This window comes from Microvirga mediterraneensis, assembly GCF_013520865.1.
GTDB lineage: Bacteria > Pseudomonadota > Alphaproteobacteria > Rhizobiales > Beijerinckiaceae > Microvirga > Microvirga mediterraneensis.
This window is the reverse complement of the sequence record NZ_JACDXJ010000003.1, coordinates 199228-223916: the sequence shown is the minus strand read 5'-3', so window position 1 is coordinate 223916 and position 24689 is coordinate 199228. Positions and strand designations below refer to the sequence as shown.

22 protein-coding genes are annotated in these 24689 nt (G+C 63.3%); 7 read left to right on the top strand and 15 right to left on the bottom strand.

Annotated elements, in window-relative coordinates:
- The first annotated feature begins 9 nt into the window (after window positions 1-9).
- A complete protein-coding gene (gene lon, locus H0S73_RS24795; RefSeq protein WP_181054873.1) occupies window positions 10-2433 on the top strand; it encodes an endopeptidase La in 2424 nt (807 codons plus the stop codon).
- A 138-nt stretch (window positions 2434-2571) separates the two neighbouring features.
- On the opposite strand, the gene H0S73_RS24790 is transcribed toward lon, so the two are convergent.
- From H0S73_RS24790 to H0S73_RS24770, 5 genes are all read right to left on the bottom strand, one after another.
- Window positions 2572-3408: an SDH family Clp fold serine proteinase gene (locus tag H0S73_RS24790; protein ID WP_181054872.1), complete on the bottom strand. Its 837-nt coding sequence runs from the start codon at window positions 3406-3408 to the stop codon at window positions 2572-2574.
- A 3-nt stretch (window positions 3409-3411) separates the two neighbouring features.
- The gene (locus tag H0S73_RS24785; protein WP_181054871.1) at window positions 3412-4167 is read right to left on the bottom strand and encodes a rhomboid family intramembrane serine protease; all 756 of its coding nucleotides are present in this window, start codon (window positions 4165-4167) and stop codon (window positions 3412-3414) included.
- 137 nt (window positions 4168-4304) lie between these two features.
- On the bottom strand, window positions 4305-4517 hold the full coding sequence (locus H0S73_RS25570; protein WP_202050062.1) for a histidine kinase: 213 nt from the start codon (window positions 4515-4517) through the stop codon (window positions 4305-4307).
- Between the two features lie 326 nt (window positions 4518-4843).
- On the bottom strand, window positions 4844-5884 hold the full coding sequence (gene pdhA, locus H0S73_RS24775; RefSeq protein WP_181054870.1) for a pyruvate dehydrogenase (acetyl-transferring) E1 component subunit alpha: 1041 nt from the start codon (window positions 5882-5884) through the stop codon (window positions 4844-4846).
- Window positions 5885-5928: 44 nt separating this feature from the next.
- Window positions 5929-6717: a Bax inhibitor-1/YccA family protein gene (locus H0S73_RS24770; RefSeq protein WP_181054869.1), complete on the bottom strand. Its 789-nt coding sequence runs from the start codon at window positions 6715-6717 to the stop codon at window positions 5929-5931.
- Window positions 6718-6853: 136 nt separating this feature from the next.
- Between H0S73_RS24770 and corA the strand changes: the two genes are divergently transcribed.
- Window positions 6854-7867, top strand: coding sequence for a magnesium/cobalt transporter CorA (corA, locus tag H0S73_RS24765; RefSeq protein WP_181054868.1), 1014 nt, complete (start codon window positions 6854-6856; stop codon window positions 7865-7867).
- On the opposite strand, the gene H0S73_RS24760 is transcribed toward corA, so the two are convergent.
- The 8 genes from H0S73_RS24760 to H0S73_RS24725 form a co-directional block, all read right to left on the bottom strand.
- Window positions 7855-9021, bottom strand: a complete 1167-nt coding sequence (locus H0S73_RS24760; RefSeq protein WP_202050061.1) for a DUF3616 domain-containing protein — start codon at window positions 9019-9021, stop codon at window positions 7855-7857. The two genes, corA and H0S73_RS24760, sit on opposite strands and share 13 nt — an antisense overlap.
- Before the next feature lie 409 nt (window positions 9022-9430).
- On the bottom strand, window positions 9431-10795 hold the full coding sequence (locus H0S73_RS24755; protein WP_181054867.1) for a family 1 glycosylhydrolase: 1365 nt from the start codon (window positions 10793-10795) through the stop codon (window positions 9431-9433).
- A gap of 170 nt (window positions 10796-10965) precedes the next feature.
- Entirely contained in the window at window positions 10966-11784 is an 819-nt protein-coding gene (locus tag H0S73_RS24750) for a universal stress protein (protein WP_181054866.1), read from the bottom strand.
- Window positions 11785-12040: 256 nt separating this feature from the next.
- Window positions 12041-12859, bottom strand: coding sequence for a universal stress protein (locus tag H0S73_RS24745; RefSeq protein WP_181054865.1), 819 nt, complete (start codon window positions 12857-12859; stop codon window positions 12041-12043).
- A 125-nt stretch (window positions 12860-12984) separates the two neighbouring features.
- A complete protein-coding gene (locus H0S73_RS24740) occupies window positions 12985-13200 on the bottom strand; it encodes a hypothetical protein (protein WP_181054864.1) in 216 nt (71 codons plus the stop codon).
- Between the two features lie 382 nt (window positions 13201-13582).
- Window positions 13583-15361 (bottom strand): cation:proton antiporter, encoded by a 1779-nt coding sequence (locus tag H0S73_RS24735; protein ID WP_181054863.1) that lies wholly within the window; start codon window positions 15359-15361, stop codon window positions 13583-13585.
- Window positions 15362-15961: 600 nt separating this feature from the next.
- Window positions 15962-16117 carry a DUF1127 domain-containing protein gene (locus H0S73_RS24730; protein WP_181054862.1) on the bottom strand — a complete coding sequence of 52 codons (156 nt, stop codon included), beginning with the start codon at window positions 16115-16117 and terminating at the stop codon, window positions 15962-15964.
- 516 nt (window positions 16118-16633) lie between these two features.
- A complete protein-coding gene (locus H0S73_RS24725) occupies window positions 16634-17020 on the bottom strand; it encodes an acyl-CoA thioesterase (protein ID WP_181054861.1) in 387 nt (128 codons plus the stop codon).
- Window positions 17021-17352: 332 nt separating this feature from the next.
- On the opposite strand from H0S73_RS24725, the gene ftsH reads away from it, so the two are divergent.
- Window positions 17353-19251: an ATP-dependent zinc metalloprotease FtsH gene (gene ftsH / locus H0S73_RS24720; protein WP_181054860.1), complete on the top strand. Its 1899-nt coding sequence runs from the start codon at window positions 17353-17355 to the stop codon at window positions 19249-19251.
- Between the two features lie 46 nt (window positions 19252-19297).
- Here ftsH and H0S73_RS24715 read toward each other — a convergent pair whose 3' ends face one another.
- Window positions 19298-20047 (bottom strand): response regulator, encoded by a 750-nt coding sequence (locus tag H0S73_RS24715; RefSeq protein WP_343058499.1) that lies wholly within the window; start codon window positions 20045-20047, stop codon window positions 19298-19300.
- On the opposite strand from H0S73_RS24715, the gene H0S73_RS24710 reads away from it, so the two are divergent.
- Window positions 20027-21358 carry a metallophosphoesterase family protein gene (locus tag H0S73_RS24710; RefSeq protein WP_246389459.1) on the top strand — a complete coding sequence of 444 codons (1332 nt, stop codon included), beginning with the start codon at window positions 20027-20029 and terminating at the stop codon, window positions 21356-21358. The genes H0S73_RS24715 and H0S73_RS24710 overlap by 21 nt on opposite strands.
- A gap of 47 nt (window positions 21359-21405) precedes the next feature.
- A complete protein-coding gene (locus tag H0S73_RS24705; protein WP_181054857.1) occupies window positions 21406-22215 on the top strand; it encodes an inositol monophosphatase family protein in 810 nt (269 codons plus the stop codon).
- A 264-nt stretch (window positions 22216-22479) separates the two neighbouring features.
- Here the strand turns inward: H0S73_RS24705 and H0S73_RS24700 are convergent, their stop codons facing one another.
- Window positions 22480-22755, bottom strand: coding sequence for a hypothetical protein (locus tag H0S73_RS24700; RefSeq protein ID WP_181054856.1), 276 nt, complete (start codon window positions 22753-22755; stop codon window positions 22480-22482).
- 547 nt (window positions 22756-23302) lie between these two features.
- On the opposite strand from H0S73_RS24700, the gene H0S73_RS24695 reads away from it, so the two are divergent.
- Together H0S73_RS24695 and H0S73_RS24690 are read left to right on the top strand one after the other, a co-directional pair.
- Window positions 23303-23914 carry a helix-turn-helix domain-containing protein gene (locus H0S73_RS24695; RefSeq protein ID WP_181054855.1) on the top strand — a complete coding sequence of 204 codons (612 nt, stop codon included), beginning with the start codon at window positions 23303-23305 and terminating at the stop codon, window positions 23912-23914.
- A 49-nt stretch (window positions 23915-23963) separates the two neighbouring features.
- Entirely contained in the window at window positions 23964-24662 is a 699-nt protein-coding gene (locus H0S73_RS24690; RefSeq protein WP_181054854.1) for a plasmid pRiA4b ORF-3 family protein, read from the top strand.
- Window positions 24663-24689: the final 27 nt, after the last annotated feature.

Below are 24689 nucleotides of genomic sequence, written 5' to 3'. Positions count from 1 at the left end.
GAGTCCGCCATGACTGGCCCACATGATCTCCCGTGTGATCTCCCGCGTGCGCCCGAGGACGGCACCAGCCTCGGTGCGGACAACTCCACCAGCGGTCTTCCTCCGGATGGTCTCCTGATCGTGCCCGTGCGCAACACCGTGCTGTTCCCGGGAACCGTGTTTCCGATTGCCCTTGGCCGCGAGCGCTCCATCGCGGCGGCCCAGCAGGCGGTGAGGGAGGAGCAGCAGATCGGTCTTCTGATGCAGCGGGATGCGGAGATCGCCGAGCCCACTGCGCTTGATCTGCATCGGACCGGCACGATCGCCAATGTCCTGCGCTACGTGAACGCGCCCGACGGCACGCACCACGTCGTTCTTCAGGGCATGCAGCGCTTCCGGGTCACCGAGTTCGTGAAGGAGCGGCCGTTCATCGTGGGCCGGATCCTCCGCATTGAGGAGCCGGCAATCCTGACCCCTGAGATCGAAGCCCGCTTCCTTCATTTGCGGCAGCAGGCCCTTGAGGCGCTACAGCTTTTGCCGCAGGTGCCGCCCGAACTGGTTGGAACCGTGCAGGCTGCGGCCACGCCTGGAGTTTTGGCGGACCTCGTCGCCGCCTATCTCGACGTTAGCGCGGATCAGAAGCAGGAGCTTCTGGAAACCATTGATCTCACCGCGAGGCTGGATCGGGTCTCCCGCCTGCTGGCCCAGCGGATCGAAGTCCTTCGCTTGACGCAGGAAATCGGCCGGCAGACACGGGCGACCCTGGACGAGCGCCAGCGCGAGGTGATCCTGCGCGAGCAGATGGCGGCGATCCAGCGCCAGCTGGGAGAGGGCGACGGGCGTGCCCAGGAGGTCCAGGAACTCACCGAGAAGATTGCGAAAGCCGCCATGCCGCCGGAGGTTGAGGAGCAGGCCCGCCGCGAGCTGCACCGCTACGAGCGCATGCCGGAAGGCGCCATGGAGGCCGGAATGATCCGGACCTACCTCGATTGGCTCGTCGAACTGCCCTGGAGCCTGCCTGAGGAGCAACCCATCGATATCGCGGAGGCCCGCCGCATCCTCGACGAGGACCACTTCGGGCTGGAAAAGATCAAGCAGCGCATCGTCGAGTACCTCGCCGTGCGCAAGCTCGCGCCCAACGGCAAGGCGCCGATCCTGTGCTTTGCCGGTCCGCCCGGCGTCGGCAAGACCTCGCTCGGGCAGTCGATTGCCCGCGCCATGGGGCGGCCCTTCGTGCGGGTCAGCCTCGGCGGCGTCCACGACGAGGCGGAGATCCGCGGCCACCGCCGCACCTATGTGGGCGCGCTGCCCGGCAACATCATCCAGGGGATCCGGAAAGCCGGCGCCCGCGATTGCGTGATGATGCTGGACGAGATCGACAAGATGGGGCGCGGCGTCCAGGGCGATCCCTCGGCCGCCATGCTGGAGGTGCTCGATCCGGAGCAGAATTCCACGTTCCGCGACAACTACCTGGGCGTGCCCTTCGACCTCTCGCGCGTGGTGTTCATCGCCACCGCCAACATGCTGGACGCCATCCCGGGTCCGCTGCGCGACCGGATGGAGATCATCACGCTTGCCGGCTACACCGAGGATGAGAAGCTTCAGATTGCCCGGCGCTACCTGGTCCGGCGCCAGCTGGAGGCGAACGGGCTCAATCCCGAGCAGGCCGAGATCAGCGACGAGGCCCTGCGCCGGATCATCCGGGACTACACCCGCGAGGCCGGCGTCCGGAATCTGGAGCGCGAAGTCGGCCGGGCGTTGCGGCACGCTGCAGTCCGAATTGCTGAGGGCAGCACGGAGCATGTGGCCATCGATGCCGACGACCTTGCGGCGATCCTGGGACCGGCGCGCTTCGAGGACGAGGTCGCCATGCGCACCAGCGTGCCGGGCGTGGCCACCGGCCTGGCCTGGACGCCGGTGGGCGGCGACATCCTGTTCATCGAGGCCAGCCGGGCGCCGGGCAAGGGCGGGCTCATCCTCACCGGCCAGCTCGGTGACGTCATGCGCGAGAGCGCGCAGGCGGCGATGACCCTTGTGAAGAGTCGGGCCGCCTCGTTCGGCATCGCGCCGGAGGTGTTCGAGAGGAACGATATTCACATCCACGTGCCGGCCGGAGCCACGCCGAAGGATGGGCCGAGCGCCGGTGTCGCGATGTTCACGGCGCTGGTGTCGCTTCTCACGAACCGGACCGTCCGTAGCGATACGGCGATGACGGGTGAGATCAGCCTGCGCGGGCTCGTGCTGCCTGTGGGCGGGATCAAGGAGAAGGTCACGGCGGCCGCCCGGGCGGGTCTCACCCGGGTCATGCTGCCCGCCCGCAACCGCCGGGATTTTGAGGACATCCCGGAGGATGCACGGGCCCGGCTGGAATTCATCTGGCTAGAGCGGGTCGACGATGCCATTGCAGCAGCCTTGGAGGACAGGCCCGCCAACGTGCCGGAGGCCGCGGAGTAGCTGTGCGCCTGAACCAAGCACATTACAGCGTTATTGAGAATAGAAGGCAGCGAACCAGTGATGTCGATCCGCTGAACTGCACAGGCGGTTTTCTTCAAGGAGAGAGATGACGAACGCTCCTCACGGCCTGGGAGCTTGCTAACCAGCCAACGGGGGCCGGTCCCCACCGGATCTCTGACGTGGGAGGTATTCAACGGTCTGCTGCGTGCGGACGGGCTGAGGATAAAGACCCATCAGCTCCAGCACGTTGCCGGGCAGGTCCGTGCTCACCTTAAGTCCCAGGGATTGCGCTTCGGTGGGCGCAATCGGGTAATCGTGCGTCCACTCGCCCCGGCTCAGGCGGTCGGCGATCTGGTCGGCCTGTTCCTTTGGAAGATGCTCCTGCAGGAGTTCGCTCACAGCTGCTCTGATTTGAGCAACTGCCTTGCGACCGACGTCAGCCAGCATCAAGGTCTGGTCGTCAACTTCGGCGATCGGCTTATCCTCTGCGGCGCGGATGATGGAGGCCGCCGGGAACCCATTGATCTGTGGGTCGACGGGACTGAGCACTGCGTGCGGGCACATGACGATCTCGTCCGCGGCAAGCGCGATCAGTGTCCCGCCTGACATGGCAAGGTGCGGAACGAACACAGTTGTCTTGGCCTTATGGAGCTTGAGTGCGCGCGCGATCTGGAGCGAGGCCACAACAAGGCCGCCAGGGGTATGAAGCACGAGATCGAGAGGTGTATCGGGATCCGTCATATGGATTGCCCGCATGACCTGCTCGGCGTCGTTCACGTCAATGTAGCGCATCAGTGGGAAGCCAAGCAGGCGCATCGTTTCCTGACGATGCACCAGAAGGATCACACGCGAGCCCCGCTTCTTCTCGATCTCGGCGATCTTGCGCTGACGCATCGCTCCCAGCATCCGCTGACTGATCACAGGCTGCAGGGAAACCAGAGCGATAAAAATCCAGAAGAGGTCGATGGCGCTCATCGCTCAGAACCTCCGTGGGAGCGACCGTTGACCAGCCGGCCCATAGCCTAACACGCCTTCATCGGGATAGAAGTGACGGTAGCTCGGACGCGGTCGGTGGATCACCGGAGCCAGCAGAATGCCAGCCACGAAACCGCCGATATGAGCCCACCAAGCAACGCCACCAGCCTCGGGCATCATCAACCCAGCCGTGCCCTGCAAAACCTGCATGAAAAACCAGAAAGCAATGTAGAGGAGCGCAGGCAGCTCGAAGAAGAACGGGATAAAGAAGATAGGAACCAGCAGGACAATCCAAGAGCGTGGGAACAAGCGCGCATAAGCTCCGGTTACGCCGGCGATCGCACCCGAGGCTCCAACAGCCGGTATGGTCGACCCAGCATTAACAAAGGCGTGGGCAAAACTAGCCGCCAGACCGCAGGCGAGATAGAATGCGAGATAGCGCCCGTGCCCTAGCCGGTCCTCCACGGCGCCGCCGAATAGCCACAGCGTCCACATGTTCAGGATGAGATGCAGCCAGCCTCCGTGCAGGAACATGGTTGTCAAAAACGGCAGGTAATTATCCGGTGGGAGCCCGATCTGCATGGCCCATCCCGGATCCGTGTAGCGGGCGGGCACAAGACCGTAGAAATAGATGAAAACCTCCTCTGCTCCCGGCGGCAGCGTCGTCTGGAACAGGAACACGAAACTGTTGACGGCGATCAGGCCGTATGTCCCCCAAGGAGGATAGCGGGTCGGTACAGAGGTGCGAACGGGGACCATAGTTGAGACCGAACGCAAAGCGGCTCATGCATGTTCCTGACGCGGTGGGCTGTTCCACTGCTGCTGAGTGCGTCAACCGAACGTCTTGAAGACTTGCCCTTGGCTGCATGCCGGCCAAAGCCCACTTCGAACCAAGTTCAAGACACGCTCACCGCAACGATCTCATTGCTGGCGGTCGCGCCCGATGGCCAAATGCACGTCAGCGCGCCGATGGAGATAATCGATCCTTCGAAACGACGACGGAAATCTCGCTCGGTAGGTTGGACAAAGGTCGCCAACGCAACCATCGCGGCAAGGAGGCTGCCAACAGGCAAAGTCAAGATAAGAAAAAGCCGGAATAGGGTCTGCACGGAGGTTTCTGCTCACTTCCATATGATACACTAACCTAAGGCAGGCCATCGCGAATTGGAGCGCCACGGCTGCTCCAGAAAGATCTCATAGTTAAGGGCCGATCACCGTTTCTGTTCCCGCAACGATCCAAAGACTTCTGGCGTGATCCTCCCGAAATACGGTTGCACCAACTCGGATCGCGAGCGCTTCTCCAGCGCCGGCTGTGGCGCCTCGGAAGTCGAAGCTAAGCTGGCGTCTCGTGATTTCACTATCCGCTGGGTTCAGCCACGTTCTTGATCAGGTCGATGAGCATTCCCGGTCTTTGCAGAATCCCGTTGGCTCGCAGTTAAAGCAGAACATCCGTCCAGAGCTCGGACGGATCGGGCTCCGGATCGTGCGTGGCGAACTCGGCCGCCTCGTTGACGATCTCGCGCACCCGGCTGTCGATGGCCTTCAACTCGTCTTCCGACAGCTTCCAGCGCTCCAGCAGACGGCGGCGGGACTGCTCGATCGGATCGTGCTCCTCGCGCATGCGGGCCACTTCGTCCTTCGTGCGGTATTTCGCCGGATCGGACATGGAATGGCCGCGATAGCGGTAGGTCTGCATCTCGAGGATGTACGGCCCCTTGCCTGAGCGGGCATGCTCGATAGCACGTTGGCCGGCAGCATAGACCGCCCGGACATCCATGCCGTCCACCTGCTCGCCGGGAATGCCGAAGGACACGCCGCGCTTGGAGAAATCGGTCTGGGCCGAGGCGCGGCTCACTGACGTTCCCATGGCGTAGCGGTTGTTCTCGATCACGTAGACCACGGGCAGCTTCCAGAGCTGCGCCATGTTGAAGCTCTCGTAGACCTGGCCCTGATTGGCCGCGCCGTCGCCGAAATAGGTGAGGCAGACATTGCCGTTCTCGCGGTAGTGGTTGGCGAACGCAATGCCGGTGCCCAGCGACACCTGTGCGCCGACGATGCCATGGCCGCCATAGAAGTGCTTCTCCTTGGAGAACATGTGCATGGAGCCGCCCTTGCCCTTTGACACACCACCACGCCGCCCCGTGAGTTCGGCCATGATGCCTTTCGGATCCATGCCGCAGGCGAGCATGTGGCCGTGATCCCGGTAGCCGGTAATCACCTGGTCACCCTCTTTCGTCGCCATCTGCATGCCGACGACGACCGCTTCCTGGCCGATATAGAGGTGGCAGAAGCCGCCGATCAGGCCCATGCCGTACATCTGGCCGGACTTCTCCTCGAAGCGCCGGATCAGAAGCATGTCCTCGTAGGCGGACAGGTCCTGCTCCCGGGTGAATGAGGGCTGCTCGGCCGCGACGTCCTTTGACCACTTTGGCACGCGCCGCTTCGCACGTTCTGTCCGCTCCGCCACCACTGCCATGGATTCCTCCGCTGTCGTTCAGATACGTGGCGAATGCTGCCGGTCTACCCGTTCTCGTTGCGGTTACCCACGAGAGCCAGCAGGAACTGGAACATGTTGATGAAGTCCAGGTACAGCGTCAGGGCGCCGAACACGGAGACCTTGGCGGCGGCTTCGGTATCGAAGTTGCCGTACAGGTACATCTCCTTCAGCTTCTGCGTATCGTAGGCCGTGAGGCCGGCGAAGATCAGCACGCCGATCACGGAGATGCCGAACTGCAGCATGCTCGATGCCACGAAGATGTTCACGATCGAGGCCAGGATCAGGCCGACGAGGCCCATCATCAGGAACGAGCCCATGCCCGACAGGCTGCGGTTCGTGGTGTAGCCCCACAGGGACAGCGAGCCGAAGGCCGCCGCCGTGATGAAGAACACCTGCACGACGCTCGCACCGGTGTAGCGGATGAGAAGCGTCGAGAGCGAAGCACCCATCACCGCCGCGAAGGCGAAGAAGGTGGTGCGGGCAGAAGCCGCCGACATCCGGTCCATCCGGAACGAGAAGAAGAAGATGAAAGCCAAAGGCGCCAGCGCCACGACCCACATCAGGGGCGAGCCATACAGGGTCGCCCCGAACTGGGTCAGGCCGATACCGCCCATCCGGGCGACCGCTTGCGACGGATCGCTCGTGGTGGCCAGCATGTTGATGCCAAGCGCGACCAGGGCCGAGATGGCAAGGCCCAGGACCATGTTGTTGTAGACGCCGAGCATGAAGGCGCGCAGGCCTTGATCGACCTGAGCCGCCGTCCGGGCAAAGCCGGTGCCATAGGCGTGTTGGTTTTGCTCATATGGGCGCATGATCATCCCCGTTCCGCTTGAACCAAGTCGAACATCAAACTAACAATCCAGGATTGGCCTTGGTTCATGATCGCTTCAAATTCGCTCTGGCTGGTCGAGCCGCGGCACCGCACGGGGCGGCCGGCGTTAGATCACCATGGATCAGCCGATTAAATCCCTTCACCCGCTACCGGCGCGCGAGTCCAGCGTGGTTGCCGCCGCCGCATACGCGGGCGGGCGCCGGGTGGCCGAAATCATGGTGGAGGAGGCCGGGGAGTGGTCCCGCCGTCCGGGCCATGTGGTCTGGATCGGCCTGCACGAGCCCAGCTTGGAGCTGCTGCGGCGGCTTCAGGCGGAATTCGGCCTGCATGACCTAGCTATCGAGGATGCGCTCAAGGCGCACCAGCGGCCCAAGCTTGAACAATACGGCGACGCTCTCTTCGTTGTCGCCAGGACGGCTCAGATGCTCGACGGCCGGATTTCCTTTGGCGAGACCCACCTGTTCGTCGGGCACGGCTATGTGGTGACGGTCCGCCACGGCGCCTCGACATCCTACACGCCGGTGCGCGAGCGTTGCGAGGCCTCTCCGAAGGCCCTGTTGGAAGGCGAAGACTTCATCCTCTATGCCATCCTCGACTTCATCGTCGACAACTACATGCCCGTGATCGAGACCATCCAGGCGGAGGTGGAGGAGATCGAGGACTGCATCCTGGCCGAGACCTCCACCCAATCCCATGTGCGCCGCCTGTACCAGCTCCGTCGCGATCTCCTGCGCCTGCGCAACGCCGCCGTCCCGCTGGTGGAGGTCTGCCGGCGCCTGGAGCAGCCGGGTCTGCCGGGGATCAATGCGTCGATGCAGCCGCTCTTTCGGGACGTCTCGGACCACATCCGCCGGGTGCAGGAGGAGATCGAGTCCTTGCGCGAGGTGCTGGCCTTCGCGTTCGAGACCAGTCTGATGACGGGCCAGGCGCAGCAGACCGAGATCACGCGCAAGCTCGCCGCCTGGGCCGCCATCCTGGCAGTGCCGACGGCGGTGGCCGGCATCTACGGCATGAACTTCGAGCACATGCCGGAGCTGCAATGGCGATACGGTTACCTCCTGGTTCTCGTAATGATCGGAGCCTTCTGCTCCGTCCTGTACTGGCGCTTCCGCCGGAATCACTGGCTCTGATCATCGGCCCTTTCAGGGCGCGTTCCGGCTGCATCCATTAGGCGACCCAGGAAACCCGTCTCTGCACCGCTTGGGCAGATCACGTCCGCCCGAACCGTGAAGGTGTCAGGGTCGGTCCGCTCCGGGGCCGGGGCGTCGTAGATGATCAACAGGGCCCCGGGGCCAGCCTCAGGCCAGAGCTCAAGCCCCTCCGGATGATCGACGTGCAGCTGGTAGGGCAGTTCGGCCACGGTTTCGATGCGGCCAGGGGCAATCACGCCCGACGCATCGTCATGAACCGCGTCACGCCAGCGGAGGACGAAGGCAGGCCCCTCCAGCGACATGGTAGGGCCAACCAGCAGGAGAAGGTCGTCACCGTCGAGCCGCATGTCCCGGATCCCCAAACCCCGGGTGTCGAGCAGGTGCTTGCGGTAGCGCCGGTCGCCGTCGACCCTGCGGGCCTTCAGCCGGCTTTCGGCTTTTGCTTTGATCTGCAGATCGAGAACGACAGCATGGCCACGGAGGACGGGACCACGTAAGCCGAGCCAAACCCGGTTGCCGCTCACAGCCAAGCCTTCGACATCCAAGCCGTTCTCTTTCGAGGGAATGCTCACGAACGGCCCAAGGTGCGGGTCACCACCAAGCCACTTGGCCAAGGCGCTCCGCTTCTTGCCGAGCTTGAACCAAGCGGACGACCGCCCGCCATCTGATCGGACGGGCACGAACAGCCCTGGAGCCTCCTCAGCGAGCGGGACCCGGCCCAGAAAGTAGCGATTGGGCTCGTGCTGGATCCGCTCCATGCGTTGGAGGGCGTGCTCGCGGTCTCCGTCATCCTTCCGGGGTTTGCACCGCTTCAGGGAGTGCGAGCCAACAATCCAGAGGAAGCCATTGGCAGCGCACAACCCCTCAATGTCCATCTCACCGTCAGGCCCGGCGGGCAAGTCGACCAGATCTGAGAGGGCGAAGTGCCGGTGCTCGCCGAAGCAGCCATCGTCCAGCCGCTGGAGGCGCTCGACGCTTGCGGTCTCATCGCAGGCCAGAAAGAGGCACTCGCCGATCCGGGTGACGGCAGAGAGGTCCTTGTGGAGCGGGTCGTCCACATGCCGCAGCGGCCTCCAGTCGGAAAAGGTGAGGGCAATCTGAGCGATGGATGTCACAGGGTTGGTGTCGTGCACAGCGGATCCTCGAACGCGGGCGAAACTGGGAAGTCAACGCGCAAGGCCGGCTTGCTGCCCAGGACTTTTCCAGCCGGACCCGCGGAGTTGCTTGACGAATGAACCTTTGCGCGCGCCTGCCTGTTTTCGCTTGATCCTGGAAAGAAGCTAGCTCGTTGTCTTGGAGATAGGTTCGGAGAGCCCTCATGGCGAAGTCGGACGCGCAAGAGCACGTTGGGCCGGATGCTCCCCATGCCGGCGCCGGGAAGCCTCCAGCCGGCAAGGTACCGCCCATTCCTCCTGCGGGCCCCCACGATGCTCCGGAACCCATAGATCCGCTTGCAACGCCTGGCACGGGCGTGCTGCCGCCCATTGCCCCGGAGGACGACATTGATGTCGTCAGCAGCTAGCCAGGGATCCGTGAGCGAGCCTAATTCCTGACCTTGGGCTTTGCCCTCATTTCGTGGCGGAGGTATCGACGCCATCCCTCGCGCCGTCGCACCGCCATGGGTTCGTCGTACTCGCTCGGCAACACCACCGGCACGAACAGGCAGACGCTCTGCGTCGGCAACACCTCGCGCCACTGGGACAGAAGTTTCTTGTAGGCTTCCCCGACGGGCCGGACGTTGCGGGCGAGGTCGTACAGCCCGCGCGGGTTCACCCGGCCCCGCTGCTCGCGAAGAGCGACGTCCCAGTCGATCTGGTCGGTGAGCGAGTACCATGTGAAGCCGACGATGGGCACACGGTTGTTGCGCCCGCGTAGGACGTTGGCCCACTGCTTCCACAGCCAGTCGACCGCCTCGTCTCCCTCCGGGCCCTGGTCGAAGTTGGTCTCGGTGTGCATGACCGGCAGGCCATAGCGGTCGTGGTACTGGCGCGTGATCTCGTCATAGCCGAACACCTCGCCGGCGGGCCGGATCTGCCCGCCGGGGTCCACCCGGTGCTCGTTGGTGTGGTAGAAGTCGTTGCCCATGATGCAGTGGTGGCGCAGGGTGTTGTCGAGAAAGAAGTGGTATTCCTCCCGCGTCATGCCGTTATCGAGCAGGAACTCGTGCATCTCCGAATTGACCGGGCGGCCGTAGTTCAGGTCGAGCGAGAGGAACCGCCGGGCGTTCTGGATCTCCGCGGGCTTGATCGCCTGCGGGTGTTCGGCGTGGAAATACTCGGTCGACTCGCTCTGGATGAAGATCGCGTCGGGCCGCTCCTCCAGGATGGCGTGCATGGCCAGCACGTTCGCCTTGACGAGGTGCTTGAGGGCGGTGACGAAGCCATGGTCGCTTTTCAGCTGCTCGTTCCAGTACCCGGTCGCCGCCGAGAACGTGGCGCAGATGAACATCTCGTTGACGGGGGTGTAGAGCTGGACCCACGGGAAGCGGCGCGCGAAGGCGCCGGCGTATTCCGCAAACAGCGCTGGGAAATCGGGGTTCTGGAAGTTGCCGATCCAGTCCGGCACACCGAAATGGCACAGGTCGACGATGGGAACGATGTCGCGCTCCTTCAGCCGGGCGAACGTCAGGTCGGTGAACTCCCAAGCGTACCGGCCCTGGCCGAGGAAGGTCTGGTACAAGGGCGGGCCATAGCGCAGGAAGCGGATACCGAGCTCGTCGAGGAGGTCGAAATCCCGCTCCCTGAAGAAATAATGGCCGCACTCCTCCATCTGGTCGCGGCGCACCCGGCCGTTCTGGATGGTGGGATAGCTGTTCTCGATGCCGGTCGCGAACAGGAACAAGGGAATCCTGGTTGGCTGCCGGTCGGCACGCACCTCACGCGAGGGGCTACGGGTGACATCCGTCATAGGCTTCTCCCCTGTGGAACGCGGAAATCGCAAAACCTGAGCGATCGGCTCCAAGAAGACGGTCTAAGGCGAGTGGCGGCGGCGCGCCGCCAACGAAACCGGAACGCGCCGCCCCGCTCGGTGACTTGCGTCCTGACACGCGGCCCCGCCTCAAGCCATGTCCGTGTCGTTCAATGTGACATCAGTACCGGCAGGGTCATGGTCTCGAGCACCTCACGAGTGGCCCCGCCCAGGATGAATTCGCGCATGCGGGAGTGCCCATAGCCTCCCATCACCATCAGATCGGCTTGTGCGTCAAACGCGTGCGACAGCAGCGTGCTCGCAATACCGCCGGCCCTAGGAAGCCCGCGGAACTGCGCAGCGACGCCGTGGCGCTCCAGGTGGCGGACCATCTGCTGGCCGGAGGCTTCAGCCTCGCTCGGCTCGTCAGCGACCGTGAGAATCTCGACCTGTTTGGCTCGGGCCAGAAACGGCATCGCATCGCCAAGCGCACGTGCCGCCGTGGCGCTGCCGTCCCAGGCGATCAACACTGTCTCGAGCCGGAACGGCGTGAGCGCCACATATGGGACAATCAGGGCAGGCCGGCCGGACTCGAACAGAACCGATTCCGCCATGATCTCCCGGTCGTTTTGTGCGTCCGGGTTCGGCTGTTCGATCACCGCAAGATCGAAGCGGCGTGCCAGAGGACCAAGCGCTCGGCCTGGCAAGCCAAGCGTGACCTCGATGACCTCCGTCTCGGCCGTAATGCCGAGCGCCCGGCTCGTTGTGGCGAACGCCTCAAGGGTCTGACGCGCCTCCTCCCGTGTGGCTTCAATCACCGATGTCAGCAGGGGGATGGATGCTTCCGGCCAGGTGACGCTCGTGATCGGGTCGTGCACGAGCATAGTGGCGGTAAGGTGCGCCTTAAACAGGGCCGCCAGCGAAGTCGCATACGGGCCCACTGTCCTGGAACTGGTGTCGAGCACAACGACGATGTCTTTGATGGCCATTGGAGCGTCCCCTCCCATCGTGTCGGTATATGATTATGATTGTATCGCTTCATCAGTTCCCATCGACACGCCCCTCGGAGCTGCCGGCACGACTGCTCAACGAGGTTCGGAGTGCCGGCGGCCATTTCCGCCTCCCGCATTAGCCCTATTGCTACCTTCTCGGGTCTATGGCAGAGGGGCACCCGATCGCAGCCCCATGTGCCTGAAGGCGGGCCCGTGGGGCTGCCATGACGTAGGTCCTAGTTCCTGTCGCGCTTCAATGCGCCATCAATACCGGCAACGTCATCGCTTCAAGAACGCCTCGGGTGGCTCCGCCAAGCATCCGTTCGCGCAAGCGAGAATGCCCATAGCCGCCCATCACCATCAGGTCAGCCGCGGCGTGAGAGGCATGCGAGAGAAGGGTGCTCGCAACATCATCCGCGATCGGAAGCCTGTGAAACGCTGCCTCTACCCCATGGCGGGCCAAATGACGAACAATCCGCGGACTGGATCCGGCGGTTTTGTCGACGGCATCAACCGCTGTGACGAGCTCAACCCGCCGGGCGCGTGCAAGGAACGGAATGGCGTCGCCCACAGCCCTTGCGGCCGTCGCGCTCCCGTCCCAGGCAACCAGCACGTTTTCCAGTTTGCCCAAGACGCCCTCCTTGGAAGGGACCACAAGCACGGGGCGCCCGGAGGCGAACAGGACGGCCTCGATCATGCTTCGCCTCTCGTCGGGGAGGTCGGGGTCGGGCTGCTCGGCAACGATCAAGTCGAAGTTGCGGGCCAGCGGACCGAGCGCGCGATCGGCCGTACCAGATGCCTCGGTGAACACCTCCGTTTCCACTCTGGCTCCGGAACGTCGGAAAGAGGTTGCGAACTCTTCCAACATCTGAAGGATTGCGTGTCTCGCTTCCTCGAGGGCGGGTATGAGGAACGCGGCGCCGTCATCGAGGAAGCCACCGCTTGTCCCTGGATCCGGAGCCAAAGCGGCAGCCGTGACATGCGCGTCGAACGCAGTGGCGAGCAAAGCTGCATACTGCTTGGCTTGGTTGGATCTCTCATCAAGCAGGACAAGAACATCCTTGAACGCCATGGGCGCCGTCCATTGCCGTAGAGGCGAGCCCACGTATCACGGGCTCACCAAAGTTGGTCCGCAAATCAGCGATCCCTCGCTGCCTCTCAACGGCTCGACAGACCAAATGGCTGTCGTCTGGAACCTTATCCACCCTGCTGGAGGCGTGTGGCCAAGAGTTGCTTGGCGCGGTCGGCCCGTTGCTTCTCCTGCTGCTGGACTTCCCGGAAAAAGTTGGCGAGATCCTGATCGCTTCCAGCGTCGCTGGCGTACTTCTCGTAGGTCTCCGCCCCCTGGAGGGCGTGATACAGGACGCTGATAAGGTTATAGGTGGGGTCGTTGGTGCCGGTTTTGTCTGCCATGGATGAGCCTCCTCTGTTAACAAAGGCACTGACGTTAACAAAGGCACTGACGCAAAACCCGAGGGGAAGGTTCCCTTGCGCCCCGATAGCCGCGTTCGCCTCGCTCGGTCGACAGCCTGTAGCCGGGAGCTCAGCCGATATCAGAGCGTTTCCTAGGCTTTGACACTCAGCCGTTAACACACACGGAGACAAAGTCCTGATCGCATGCTCCCACATGACGACTACCCGAAGGCTTCTGACAGTCCGGCGGCGATCCGCCCAGCAGTCTGCGCCACCTCAGCCATAGGCGGCGCAGGAGTATGCCCTACCTCCTAACATAAGGGATCAACATCAGGGTGCACGGTCAGCATCCAATCCGCTCGGTTTCGCCGCACGGCTCCGCTCATGAATTTTCCGGCAGGCCCGAACGCACCTCGCTGAGTGTCTCATCTTTTGGGCGGGAAGCGACGTTCAGGCCGGCATTGTCCACCGGGGCGGGGCTGAGAAGGGTCCGAACTTGGTTGATGCGGTCTTCGACATCCTGCGGCGGCATTCCAAGAGCCCGGAGCAGGTGCTCGGCGAGGCCGAGCCCGGCGGCAAGGTTCTCCGGCAGGGCGTGGGTCGCGCCGACCTCCAGCAGCCTTCGCACTGATGTCGTGTCGGTGGTGCTGACGATGACTGGCAGCGCATGGTTCAGGTGCCGGACCCGGTGGACCAGCCGCTCCAAGGCGGACGGGCTGTCCAACGTGGCCACCACGGCCTTGGCCCGGTCGAAGCCTGCGGCGCGGAGTATGACGGGCCGGGTTGCGTCCCCGAAGACGACGTGATGCCCCTGCGCGCGTGCCTTCCTCAATCGATCCATGTCATGCTCGACGGCAACATATGGGATGCCGCCGATGTCCAGTACCCTGGCGACCAAGCATCCGACCCGTCCGCATCCGCACAGGATGACATGCCCGGACAGGGTGTCGCCGACTTCCGCCAGGGCGGCTTCGTCCGGGTGGGGCAAGGCCTGCGGCGAACCAAGGCCGACCCCGCGGGCCAAGCGCCCATTCCATTGGATCAGAAGCGGGGCCAGCGCCATGCTGAGCACGACGGTGACCAGAACCACTTGGCCTGTCCCCGCCGGTAAAAGCCCAATCGCGAGCGCCTGCGTCATCAACAGAAGGGCGAACTCGCCGCCATGCGCCAACACCACGCCGCCCCGGAACGCCGCGGGTGCCGTCCAGCCGGCGGCCCGGGCCGCGCCAAACACGATGGCCGCCTTCAAACCAACAAGGGCTGCCAGGGCGACGATGACGGAGAGCGGATGGGTGAGGATCGTCCGCGGATCGACGGCCATGCCCACCGTGATGAAGAACAGACCTAGGAGCACGTCCCGGAACGGGCGGATCTCGTCCTCGACCTGATGCCGGAAGTCGCTCTCGCCGATGATCATGCCGACCAGGAAGGCCCCTATCGGCAGGGACAACCCAACCTCCTCGGCCCCGAAGGCGGACAGCAGGACGAGCGAGAGGACGCCGAGCAGGAAGACCTCGTTCGAACGGGTGCGCGCCAGCATCTCGAAGAACCGAGCCAAGGTGCGTCGCGCCAGCAGGGCAATGGCCAGAAAGATGACCACCGCAAGAACAGCCCGGCCTGCCGCCAAGGCAGGACTTGCCTCGCCGCGCCCGCTCAAGGCGTCGGTGAGGATGAGGAACGGCAGCGTGGCGAGATCCTGGAACAGGAGAATGCCCAGAGCCAGGCGTCCGTGTTGGGTGTTCAGCTCCTCCTGGTCCGAGAGCTGCTTGGCCGCGATGGCCGTGGACGACATGGCAATGGCCCCGCCAATCAGAACGCCGGCGCCCCAGCCGAGGCCCGCCACCCACGCCAGGATGCCACCAGCCAGTGTCGTGAGAGCAACCTGCAGGCTGCCCATGCCGAATACGAGCGAGCGCGCCGCCAACATGCGTGGCAGGGAGAATTCCAGCCCGATGATAAACATCAGGAGCACGACCCCGAGCTCGCCGAGAAACCGCACTCCCTCCGTCGCGGGCAGGAGCCCCAGCCCATGCGGCCCGATCAGAACGCCGGCGAGCAGGTAACCAGTGACAGGCGAGAAGCGGAGGCGAACCAGGGTCGTCACCACAGCGAACGACGCCACCACAATCACCAGCATCTCGAACAACAGCCGCTCGGCCATGACCGCATCTCCCGACCACCGTGCACCGAAGAACGCGCGGGGGCAGAGGAAGATCACTGGATAAGAAGATGTGTTAGACCGACGACATGATCTGCCCGTCCTGGGTGTTGATGGCCGTGTTCAGCGCATCGCTGGTACCTTTAGGGTCGGCAGCCGCAGCACGAAGGTGCTCGTGGCGGAACTCCAGCATTGTATGTGCAACTTGGTCGTCGGCGTGCGCTCAAATTCAGATCCAACACCGTGCACCAGTAATTCGCTTGGAACTTTGATGAATCGATTCGGGAGCCGATGAGCAAAGCTGGCTCGGGTGAGGGTCAGCCATCGCGTCTCAAGTTCAGCCCCTGGTTCAAGCCGACGGATGCGAGCAGGCCAAGGCGGTGCTAGCCGAGTTGGCTGTGACCGAAACGGCCTGCAAACTCGCTTTCGATGGCCGGCCAGGCACGATGATCCCGTTGCCGATCGCAACCCACCCCAGCCCGTGTGAGTGGCTGCAAAGTTACATGGTGGGCTTCTGGGTCCTTACCCAACTGCTCTTGCTTCAACTTGAAGCACAAACGCCCGCCGGGCGGCGGGCGAAGCAATTGCTGGAGATGACTTGATTTACGCGACAGCCGAGCGATGCGCGATAGCATCGATCTCAGAACGGGAGAGACCAATGTCGTCGAGTTCACGGTCGGTGAGACCGGAAAGCTCGCGAAGCGTTTCGCGGTACCGCCGATAAGCGCGGAGTTTGGACAGAAGAATCGTTACGAACATGATGATCCTGAGTGTTTAACCGGCCCATGCGGCCGGCAATTTCGTACTTTGCTTGTTTGCAATCAAACATATAAGAACGGGAAGTGAGCTCTGAAACAGACGAAAGAGAAGCTCAGATATGCAATTGGTGCATATCTAGCGTATGTGAAGATCGAACCGTTCTTCTGAGGGAATGCTTTGTTTGCAAAATTGCACATTAAGCAGAGGCGTCCGGGATGCCGAGAATGTCGATCTCGGCGGCTGATTGCCGATAAGCTCGGCTATCGGGTAGCTTTGCATGGTGGATGGCCGCCATCACCTGACTCTGCCGCCACAACACGTTCCCGCCTCCAGGGAGGGTCGCGAACCCTGAGGGAGAACGGCGTCGTCGGTGCTCAGTTTGCGGTCAATTAGCAAGCCTCAGCTCAGAACCCGACCGCCTAGGCCGCCTGACCCCAGTCATAAGGTGAGCGAAAATCTTCGCCCTCTGTTCGCTCCTCAGAGGGGTGAATTCCGTAAGGATCAATCGTACTGGGCTCAACTCGGGGGCAGTGGGCGAGGGCGGGAGCCACTGTCGATGGCGACAAACGTGAAGACCGCTTCCGTCACCTTGATCTGTTCGTCGCCATCACGGGAGCGGCGCCAAGCTTCAACCTGGAACTTCATGGAGGTGCGGCCCGTGGAAATCAGGTCGGCGTAAACTGAGACCTCGTCACCGACATGCACTGGAGTGTGAAATACCATTCCATCCACTGCAACGGTTACGCAGCGTCCCCGAGCGCGCCGTGCAGCCGCATTGCCGGCGGCAAGGTCCATCTGCGACATCAGCCAACCGCCGAAGATGTCTCCAGCAGGGTTGGTGTCCGAGGGCATGGCAATTGTTCGGATGACGGGCAAACGCGCATGCATCTCTTCTGACGTCATCCCTAGCTCCCTACGGTCCTGTCGGACCTTTAACCATGATGGCCAGCCATCCGGTCGGTCCCTTGCAGGATGATGGAAGGGACCGGCGTTGGCAATTTGGGCCAGGGCTCCGGATAGCCATCCAATGAAGCTGTCCACCCGACGTCGCACAATTATCTACGACCACCCCGTCTGTTTCGGATGGAGAGAAGAAGAACAATCGAACACGACCAATGGATGTGATTGGCCAGTAAGGTACCACCGCCATGGCTCTGATCGAACCAGGATTGCTGCCTCACGTTGACCCGGTCTGAGGGCTCGTCCTGGTGGTCGAGCCGCTGTGGGGAACCTCGATGGACAAGAGCAAGCAGTTCAACACCTGGTACTGGATCGCCGCCATCCTGGGCATCCTGCTGATCCAGTACGTCTTCAGCACGGCCCAGCAGATCGCGCCTATTCCCTACAGCCAGTTCCAGGAGCTGCTCCGGGGCGGCAAGGTGGCCGAGATCGGCATCTCCGACCGCTTCATCCAGGGGCGGCTGAAGGAGCCTCTGCCTGGCGGCCAGACGCGGTTCGCGACGACCCGCGTTGACCCGGACTTTGCCCAAGAGCTGCAGCAATACGGCGTCACCTATACTGGACAGATCGAAAGCACGCTGTTCCGCGACATCCTCTCCTGGGTTCTGCCTGTCCTGATCTTCTTCGGGATTTGGGCCTTCCTCATGCGCCGCATGGCTGGGGCGGGCGGCCTTGGCGGAGGCCTGATGCAGATCGGCAAGAGCAAGGCCAAGGTCTATGTCGAAGCCGACACCGGCGTACGCTTCGAGGACGTGGCCGGTGTCGATGAGGCCAAGGACGAGTTGCGGGAGGTCGTCGAGTTCCTCAGAAACCCGGAGCAGTACGGCCGGCTTGGCGGGCGCATGCCGAAGGGCGTGCTCCTGGTCGGCCCGCCGGGCACCGGCAAGACGCTGCTCGCCAAGGCGGTGGCCGGCGAAGCGAAGGTGCCGTTCTTCTCCATCTCCGGCTCGGAGTTCGTCGAGATGTTCGTCGGCGTCGGTGCCGCGCGTGTGCGCGACCTGTTCCAGCAGGCCCGCGAAAAGGCGCCGGCCATCATCTTCATCGACGAGCTCGACGCCCTTGGCCGCGCCCGCGGCATGGGCGGCCTGGCCGGAGGCCATGACGAGAAGGAGCAAACGCTCAACCAGCTTCTTGTCGAACTCGATGGCTTCGACTCCCGCACCGGCCTGGTGCTGCTCGGCGCCACCAACCGGCCCGAGATCCTGGACCCGGCGCTGCTGCGCGCCGGGCGCTTCGACCGCCAGGTGCTGGTGGACCGGCCCGACAAGAAGGGCCGCATCCAAATCCTCCAGGTGCACATGCGCAAGGCGAAGCTGGCCCCGGATGTGGATGCCGAAAAGGTGGCGGCGCTCACCCCTGGCTTCACAGGTGCGGATCTGGCCAACCTCGTGAACGAGGCCGCGCTCTTGGCCACCCGGCGCGGAGCGGACGCCGTGACCATGGCGGACTTCAACAACGCCATCGAGCGCATCGTCGCCGGGTTGGAGAAACGCAACCGGCTCCTGAACCCGAAGGAGCGCGAGGTGGTGGCGTACCATGAAATGGGCCATGCGCTCGTCGCCCTGGCGCTCCCCGGCGTGGACCCGGTGCACAAGGTGTCGATCATCCCGCGCGGCGTCGGGGCGCTGGGCTACACGATCCAGCGGCCCACCGAAGATCGCTTCCTGATGACCCGCGAGGAGCTGGAGAACAAGATGGCGGTGCTGCTCGGCGGGCGCGCCGCCGAGCTGATCGTCTTCAACCATCTCTCCACCGGCGCGTCGGATGACCTGGTGCGTGTGACTGACATCGCCCGCTCGATGGTGACCCGCTATGGCATGTCGGAAAAGCTCGGGAATGTTGCCCTGGAAAAGGATGAGCGATCATTCCTGAGCCCGAACCCGCTCGGCAATGGCGCACGCGAACGCTCCTACTCGGATGAGACCGCGGCTGCGATTGACGACGAGGTGCGGGCCATTGTGGACCAGGTGTTCGAGCAGACTGTCGCGCTCCTGCGGGAGAGGCGGGATGTCCTGGAGCGGACGGCCCGGCGCCTGCTGGAGAAGGAAACTTTGGACGAGGGTGAGTTGCAGGAACTTGTCGCAAGCTCATTCCCTAAAGCGGGGGAAACCAACGTTGAGGTCGAGCGCCATCGGTCCCCGGACCGCGCCGTCGTAAGCGCTGAAAGGTCGTAAGTGGGAAGTCTCCAGACCCGCCGGATGTGCGGGGCGTGCTTGCAAGCTATCGACATGGGGGTGGAACAGTATGGACGAGCAGTGGGTCAGAGGTCTGCGACCTGGATCGATCTCCTTCGTGCTTGAACGAAGAGCGCGGCGCTATAGGGAACAACATAAGGCGAGCTGTCGGCAGTTTACGCTCAAATGGCAGCGAGGAGCCAATGGACCCGATCCGCCAGGCCACGGCTGTGAACGGCTTGGTGATCAGCTCCACGCCTTCATCCAAACGGCCATGGTGGATGATGGCATTGCGCGTGTAGCCCGTGGTGAACAGCACCTTCAACCTCGACGAGATCTTGAGAGCTTCGTCAGCCACTTTGCGGCCGTTCATCCGCCCGGCCCGCACGACATCTGTGAACAGAAGAGCGATCTCTTCCTTGTGCCGCTCCAGCAGCCTGAGGCCACTCGGCCCGTCCTCAGCCACGATCACATGGTAGCCGGCGTCCTCTAGGGCTGTGACCGCGAAGTCACGCACCAGCGGATTGTCCTCGACGACGAGCAGCGCAGACGACGCGGGCTGGCGGCGCCCTTCTTGTGCGAGCTTGGCGCCAATGAAGGGGCACCGACCTTCTGCGGAGCAGATGGTATGTAGACCAGGCGTATCTGCCGACCGAGCAGCGGGGCGCTGGCGCTTACACGATGATGGCGGTTCCCAAATCATGAAAGATGGGGCATTTGTCGGCTTCCATATCAGCGCGTCGCCGAAATGCCACAAGACGAAATCCCGGCCCTCATGCCGCGCATCCCAGGCCACCAATTCGTCCTCTATGGCGATGCGTGTTCGGGAGTGCCTGGCGCTCTTCATGAGACCACGTTCGCCTCCGTCAACGCGGTGATCCGGAGGCTACGGCCGCAGCCGGAGTTCATCCTCTTCCCCGGCGACGAGATCATCGGCCTCACGGCCGACGCCGACGCGCTGCGGGCGCAATGGCGGCACTGGCTCGACCACGAGATGGGCTGGCTCAATCGCGCGACCACCCCGCTCTTGCACACTACCGGAAATCATACGGCTTACGACGCCATGAGCGAGGATGTGTTCCGGGAGATGCTTGACCTGCCCCGGAACGGACCGCCCGGGCAGGAGGGGCTGTCGTACTGGGTGCGCCGCGGCGACCTGCTGCTGGTCTTCGTCCATACCCTCTGGACCGGGCTGGGGGGCGAGGGGCACGTCGAGACCGAGTGGCTGGAGAGCGTGCTGCGCCAGCATGCCGACGCCCGGCACAAGCTCGTTCTGGGCCACCATCCGGTTTACCCAGTCAACGGGTTCTCCGGACCGTACCAGCGCGAGATCGGCCCAGAGCACGCCGGACGCTTCTGGGATATCCTGGTGGAGGCGGATGTGCTCGCTTATGTCTGCAGCCACATCCTGGCCTTCGACGTGCAGGTGCATCGAGGCGTGCTCCAGATCTGCACGGCAGGAGCGGGAACGGCCCATCGCATGCCCGAAGGCGTCGAGTATCTCCACTGCGTGCAGGCGGCTCTCGACGATGACGGACTGCGTTATCAGGTCCTGGACACGGACGGGCGCGCGCGTGAGCGCCTGGAATGGCCGATGGCACCGTTCTCCGCCCGACGGTGGCGGGAACTTGCCAGAGGAGAGGAGGAGGCCCCCGTCACCGGACGGCTGGGCCAGGGCCGCAGGATTGAGGTCCGGTTCCGGGGACGCGCGGCAGCCGACACGGTTAGCTCGGCGCAGACGCTTCTTTCCGCCTTCTCGCCTGGAAGCATCGCTCCGGTATGGATCGGGTTGCAAGGACCGCGGCAGACATTGACCCTGATCATGGGGCGCGAGCCCGGGCGCAGCCCGCATTACTGGATCGGTCCTAACATTCCAACCGGGGAGGACTTCGACGTTCATCTCGCGATCAACCCCGACATGGGGCCCGGCGGCGTTCTGTGCCGCCCTTGGAGCGAGGGCCGCTGGACGTCGCTTGCGGCAGCCTCTGCGACAGGGCTGGAGACGCTCCACTGGCCGGAACGGTGGAGTGTCGGATATGGGCAGCATGGTAGCCAGGACCGCCGCTTCGCCGGACCGGACCTAAGGGTCATGGTCGCCATCACTTAAATCCACGCAGGACCAGGACGGTCACTGCACCAGAAAGAGGAGCTCCGATGCGGTCGGGCCTGATAGACGAGGTGACGGCGATCATGCGCCAGGCCGCGGCGGATGTGATGCTGCCTCGCTTCCGAAGGCTGGTAGATGGCCAGATCGAGGAGAAAACGCCCGGTGAGGTCGTCACCATCGCGGACCGAGAGGCCGAGCAGATCATTAGCCCCCAGCTGGCCACCCTCCTCCCAAGCTCCCGGGTCGTCGGCGAGGAGGCCGTAGCGATGAACCCGAAGCTCATCGACGGGCTTGATGAAGGCACGGTCTGGCTGGTTGACCCACTCGATGGAACGGCAAATTTCGTGGCTGGATCGCCAGCCTTCTCGGTGATGGTTGCGCTCCTGCAGGAAGGACAGACGATCGTCTCCTGGCTGCTAGACCCGGCCAGCGGTCAACTGTCAGTAGCGGCTCGTGGCAGCGGTGCGTTCATTGACGGAGTCCGGGTTCGAACGCCGACAGTGCCCTTGCCGCCACAGGAGTGTCGCGGCTCCGTGCTCACACGGTTCCAGCCTGAAGAATTGAAGGAGCAGGTGACGGTGAGGTCAGCCGAGCTCGCGGCGATCCTACCAGGAGCCAAATGCGCCGGCATCGACTACCCCGCAGTCATCACAGGGGCTCAGAACTTCCTGATGTTCTGGCGGCTCCTGCCATGGGACCATGCGCCTGGTGCCTTCCTCGTCGAAGAGGCAGGTGGCTACGTCGCGCGCCTCGATGGCTCGGAGTATCGGCCGTCGGATCAACGCCCAGGCTTGCTGGTCGCCCAGAACCGCGATGTCTGGCACACCGTCAGGAACGCCCTCCTGCAAGCCGCATGAAAACCCTTCCACATGCAGGGAAGCCTCCAAGATGTCAGGCTGCCATCCAACCGCATGCCGGAGGCCAAAGTGACCCGACGGCTCGCCGAGTTCATCCTGTCGCTGCCCGGTTCGGGCGCGATGGCGAGTGCCGCGATCGACGGGCCGGCGTTAAGGTCGGCGACGCCGTCACCTTCGACGTCGGGGGTATATCAATGCGAAGCTTCTGGACCTGATCATTCTGTTTGGGCCGACAGTGAACCGGCCTCCGCATAAACTGGCGGCTCACTTGCGAGCGGCCATGAGATCGTGGGTGAGGACGGTAAGCTTGCCGATCAGCGATGCCATGTCGCCTGGATCGCACGACCACTGGGTCCCAATGGCTGACCCATCAGCGGACACGGACACGACGGCGAGCGAACGCAGCTTGCCCTCGCGAGCGAGACGCAGATGCTCCTGCAGCAGGTCGACCATCGATGCGGTGTTCTCATCGGCGGGTGGTGTGGTAACCGGGTGGAGCTTGGTCACCGAACCCCGCTGGCCAATGTGCGTGTCATTCATGGTGCACCCCTTAACAAATTCCTGTCTCGTTGCAGCCTTCCCGTCGGCTGAAGATGCGCACTAGACATGAACCAAGTGTCAACACTAGGCCAGGACTGCAAAATCGTCAGTCCTGTCGCCTTTCGACAACACTCGACCGAGAAGCTGAGCAGTTATTACTTCGCAATTCTGCAAATTGGGGTGATCACTACCCGAACTCGGAATGGCACAATGAGAACTTGTTGAGCTACGAGAACACATCTTCAGGGAACTTCATGCTTTCCATGCTCGGTCGATAAATCGGAACGGTCTCGCTTGGCTGGAGACGAAGCGCCACTGCTGTCCGCGCGTTCGAACCAGCCCCCGCCTGACGCGTTACCTGCCCAACCGAAGCTTCTCTTCAATGGCTGCCGTGACGATCCAGGGGCATACCCAATCCGACGCTACGGAGCGTGGCAGGAACCGCATCCTCGCCGCTCTTCCCCAAGACGTCTTGTCCGCTCTGATGGAGCGGGCAAGCATCGTTCCATTAGCTCGCGGGCGAGTACTGCAAGAGGTAGGCGAGCCGGTGCGGGAAGCTCTATTCCCGCATAGCGGCGTCATCGCCCTGATCGCGCCAATGGGTGACGGGCGCGCCGTCGAAACCGCAGCCGTCGGATCGGAAGGGTACCTTGGCTTCTGGGCAGTCCTGGGCAGCGATGACCGGGCGCTCTGCCGCGCCCTCGTTCAGGTGCCAGGGACCGCAACCCGCTTGTCGATCGACAGCCTTCTGGAGATCAGCCGAACGTACGTTCCGCTCGCTGACTTGTTGCTGCGATTCAGCAAGGTGCTCCTCACGCAGTCCATCCAAGCGGCCGCGTGCAACGATCTCCACACCCTCGAGGCCCGCTGCGCCCGCTGTTTGCTCCATGCGCATGACCGCGCAGTCCAGGAAGAGACGGTCCAGATGTCCCAGGCTCGTCTCGCTCTCATGCTGGGCGCGCGCCGACAAACTTTGAGTGGAGTGACCAAGTCCCTTCAGACACGCGGCATCGTCCGGCTGGAGCCGGGGTGCATCAGGGTGCTCGACCGGGCTGGCCTCGAGGCGGCGTCATGCGAATGCTATAGGATCGTGCGCGAGGCTTACGGGACCCTTCTAGGAGAGCATGAGGAGTTGTGGGGCAAACTGGTAACGGGTTGATTGTACAAGGTTTCAAGCCAGACTAAACAAGGTTGCGGGACACCTTCCTTTGCCAAAGCGCACCCCGTCCAATCCTGGGCCTCCTGATCCTTCTCCAACTCCGGAGATCCTGCAGTTCAAGGTTTGGCTGCTCGGCATCAGCCCCATGATCTGGCGGCGGGTTCAGGTGCCAGCCAGCATGACCCTGCGTGAGCTGCACGGCGTCATCCAGGTGGCCATGGGCTGGGAGGGCATTCACCTGTTCCAGTTCACGCTCCGGGCCAGACGGTTCGGCTCCATGGAGGTGGCGACCCGGTCTCCGGATGTTGCACTCTCCGAGCTTCGCCTCCACCAAGGAACCCGTTTCCGCTATGAGTACGACCTCAACGGTCCCTGGGAGCACGAGGTACGCCTCGAGAGCCGGCATGAGGCTGACCCTAAGAGTAGCTATCCCATTTGTCTGGACGGGGATGGATCCTGCCCGCCGGAGGATTGCGGCGGGGTGGCCGGTTTTCTGGCCCGGCGTGAGGCCTGGACCACTCCAGAAGCTGGTTATGATCTCGCTGTCCTGGCCGGTTTCATTGATCAGCTTGCGTTGAAGCGGAGCACAGGCAGGTCCATCGACGCTGAGGAGATCAACGACGTTCAGGAGGCTCTGGAGCGCCTTGAAGGACGCCAAGGATGGCAGGGCAACCCATTCTCCCGCAAGGACGTCAACGCTCGGCTAAGCAGGGCCGAGTATCTGGACCTCATGCATCAACAGTGGTGAGGCCATAGTCCCGTTGATCTGAAGACG

Bases quoted from the DNA above. Each gene is read 5' to 3' on its own strand.
- lon (WP_181054873.1), top strand. From the start codon at position 10: ATGACTGGCCCACATGATCTCCCGTGTGATCTCCCGCGTGCGCCCGAG.
- H0S73_RS24790 (WP_181054872.1), bottom strand. From the start codon at position 3,408: ATGAGCGCCATCGACCTCTTCTGGATTTTTATCGCTCTGGTTTCCCTG.
- H0S73_RS24785 (WP_181054871.1), bottom strand. From the start codon at position 4,167: ATGGTCCCCGTTCGCACCTCTGTACCGACCCGCTATCCTCCTTGGGGG.
- pdhA (WP_181054870.1), bottom strand. From the start codon at position 5,884: ATGGCAGTGGTGGCGGAGCGGACAGAACGTGCGAAGCGGCGCGTGCCA.
- H0S73_RS24770 (WP_181054869.1), bottom strand. From the start codon at position 6,717: ATGCGCCCATATGAGCAAAACCAACACGCCTATGGCACCGGCTTTGCC.
- corA (WP_181054868.1), top strand. From the start codon at position 6,854: ATGGATCAGCCGATTAAATCCCTTCACCCGCTACCGGCGCGCGAGTCC.
- H0S73_RS24755 (WP_181054867.1), bottom strand. From the start codon at position 10,795: ATGACGGATGTCACCCGTAGCCCCTCGCGTGAGGTGCGTGCCGACCGG.
- H0S73_RS24750 (WP_181054866.1), bottom strand. From the start codon at position 11,784: ATGGCCATCAAAGACATCGTCGTTGTGCTCGACACCAGTTCCAGGACA.
- H0S73_RS24745 (WP_181054865.1), bottom strand. From the start codon at position 12,859: ATGGCGTTCAAGGATGTTCTTGTCCTGCTTGATGAGAGATCCAACCAA.
- H0S73_RS24740 (WP_181054864.1), bottom strand. From the start codon at position 13,200: ATGGCAGACAAAACCGGCACCAACGACCCCACCTATAACCTTATCAGC.
- H0S73_RS24735 (WP_181054863.1), bottom strand. From the start codon at position 15,361: ATGGCCGAGCGGCTGTTGTTCGAGATGCTGGTGATTGTGGTGGCGTCG.
- H0S73_RS24730 (WP_181054862.1), bottom strand. From the start codon at position 16,117: ATGTTCGTAACGATTCTTCTGTCCAAACTCCGCGCTTATCGGCGGTAC.
- H0S73_RS24725 (WP_181054861.1), bottom strand. From the start codon at position 17,020: ATGACGTCAGAAGAGATGCATGCGCGTTTGCCCGTCATCCGAACAATT.
- ftsH (WP_181054860.1), top strand. From the start codon at position 17,353: ATGGACAAGAGCAAGCAGTTCAACACCTGGTACTGGATCGCCGCCATC.
- H0S73_RS24710 (WP_246389459.1), top strand. From the start codon at position 20,027: ATGCCGCGCATCCCAGGCCACCAATTCGTCCTCTATGGCGATGCGTGT.
- H0S73_RS24705 (WP_181054857.1), top strand. From the start codon at position 21,406: ATGCGGTCGGGCCTGATAGACGAGGTGACGGCGATCATGCGCCAGGCC.
- H0S73_RS24700 (WP_181054856.1), bottom strand. From the start codon at position 22,755: ATGAATGACACGCACATTGGCCAGCGGGGTTCGGTGACCAAGCTCCAC.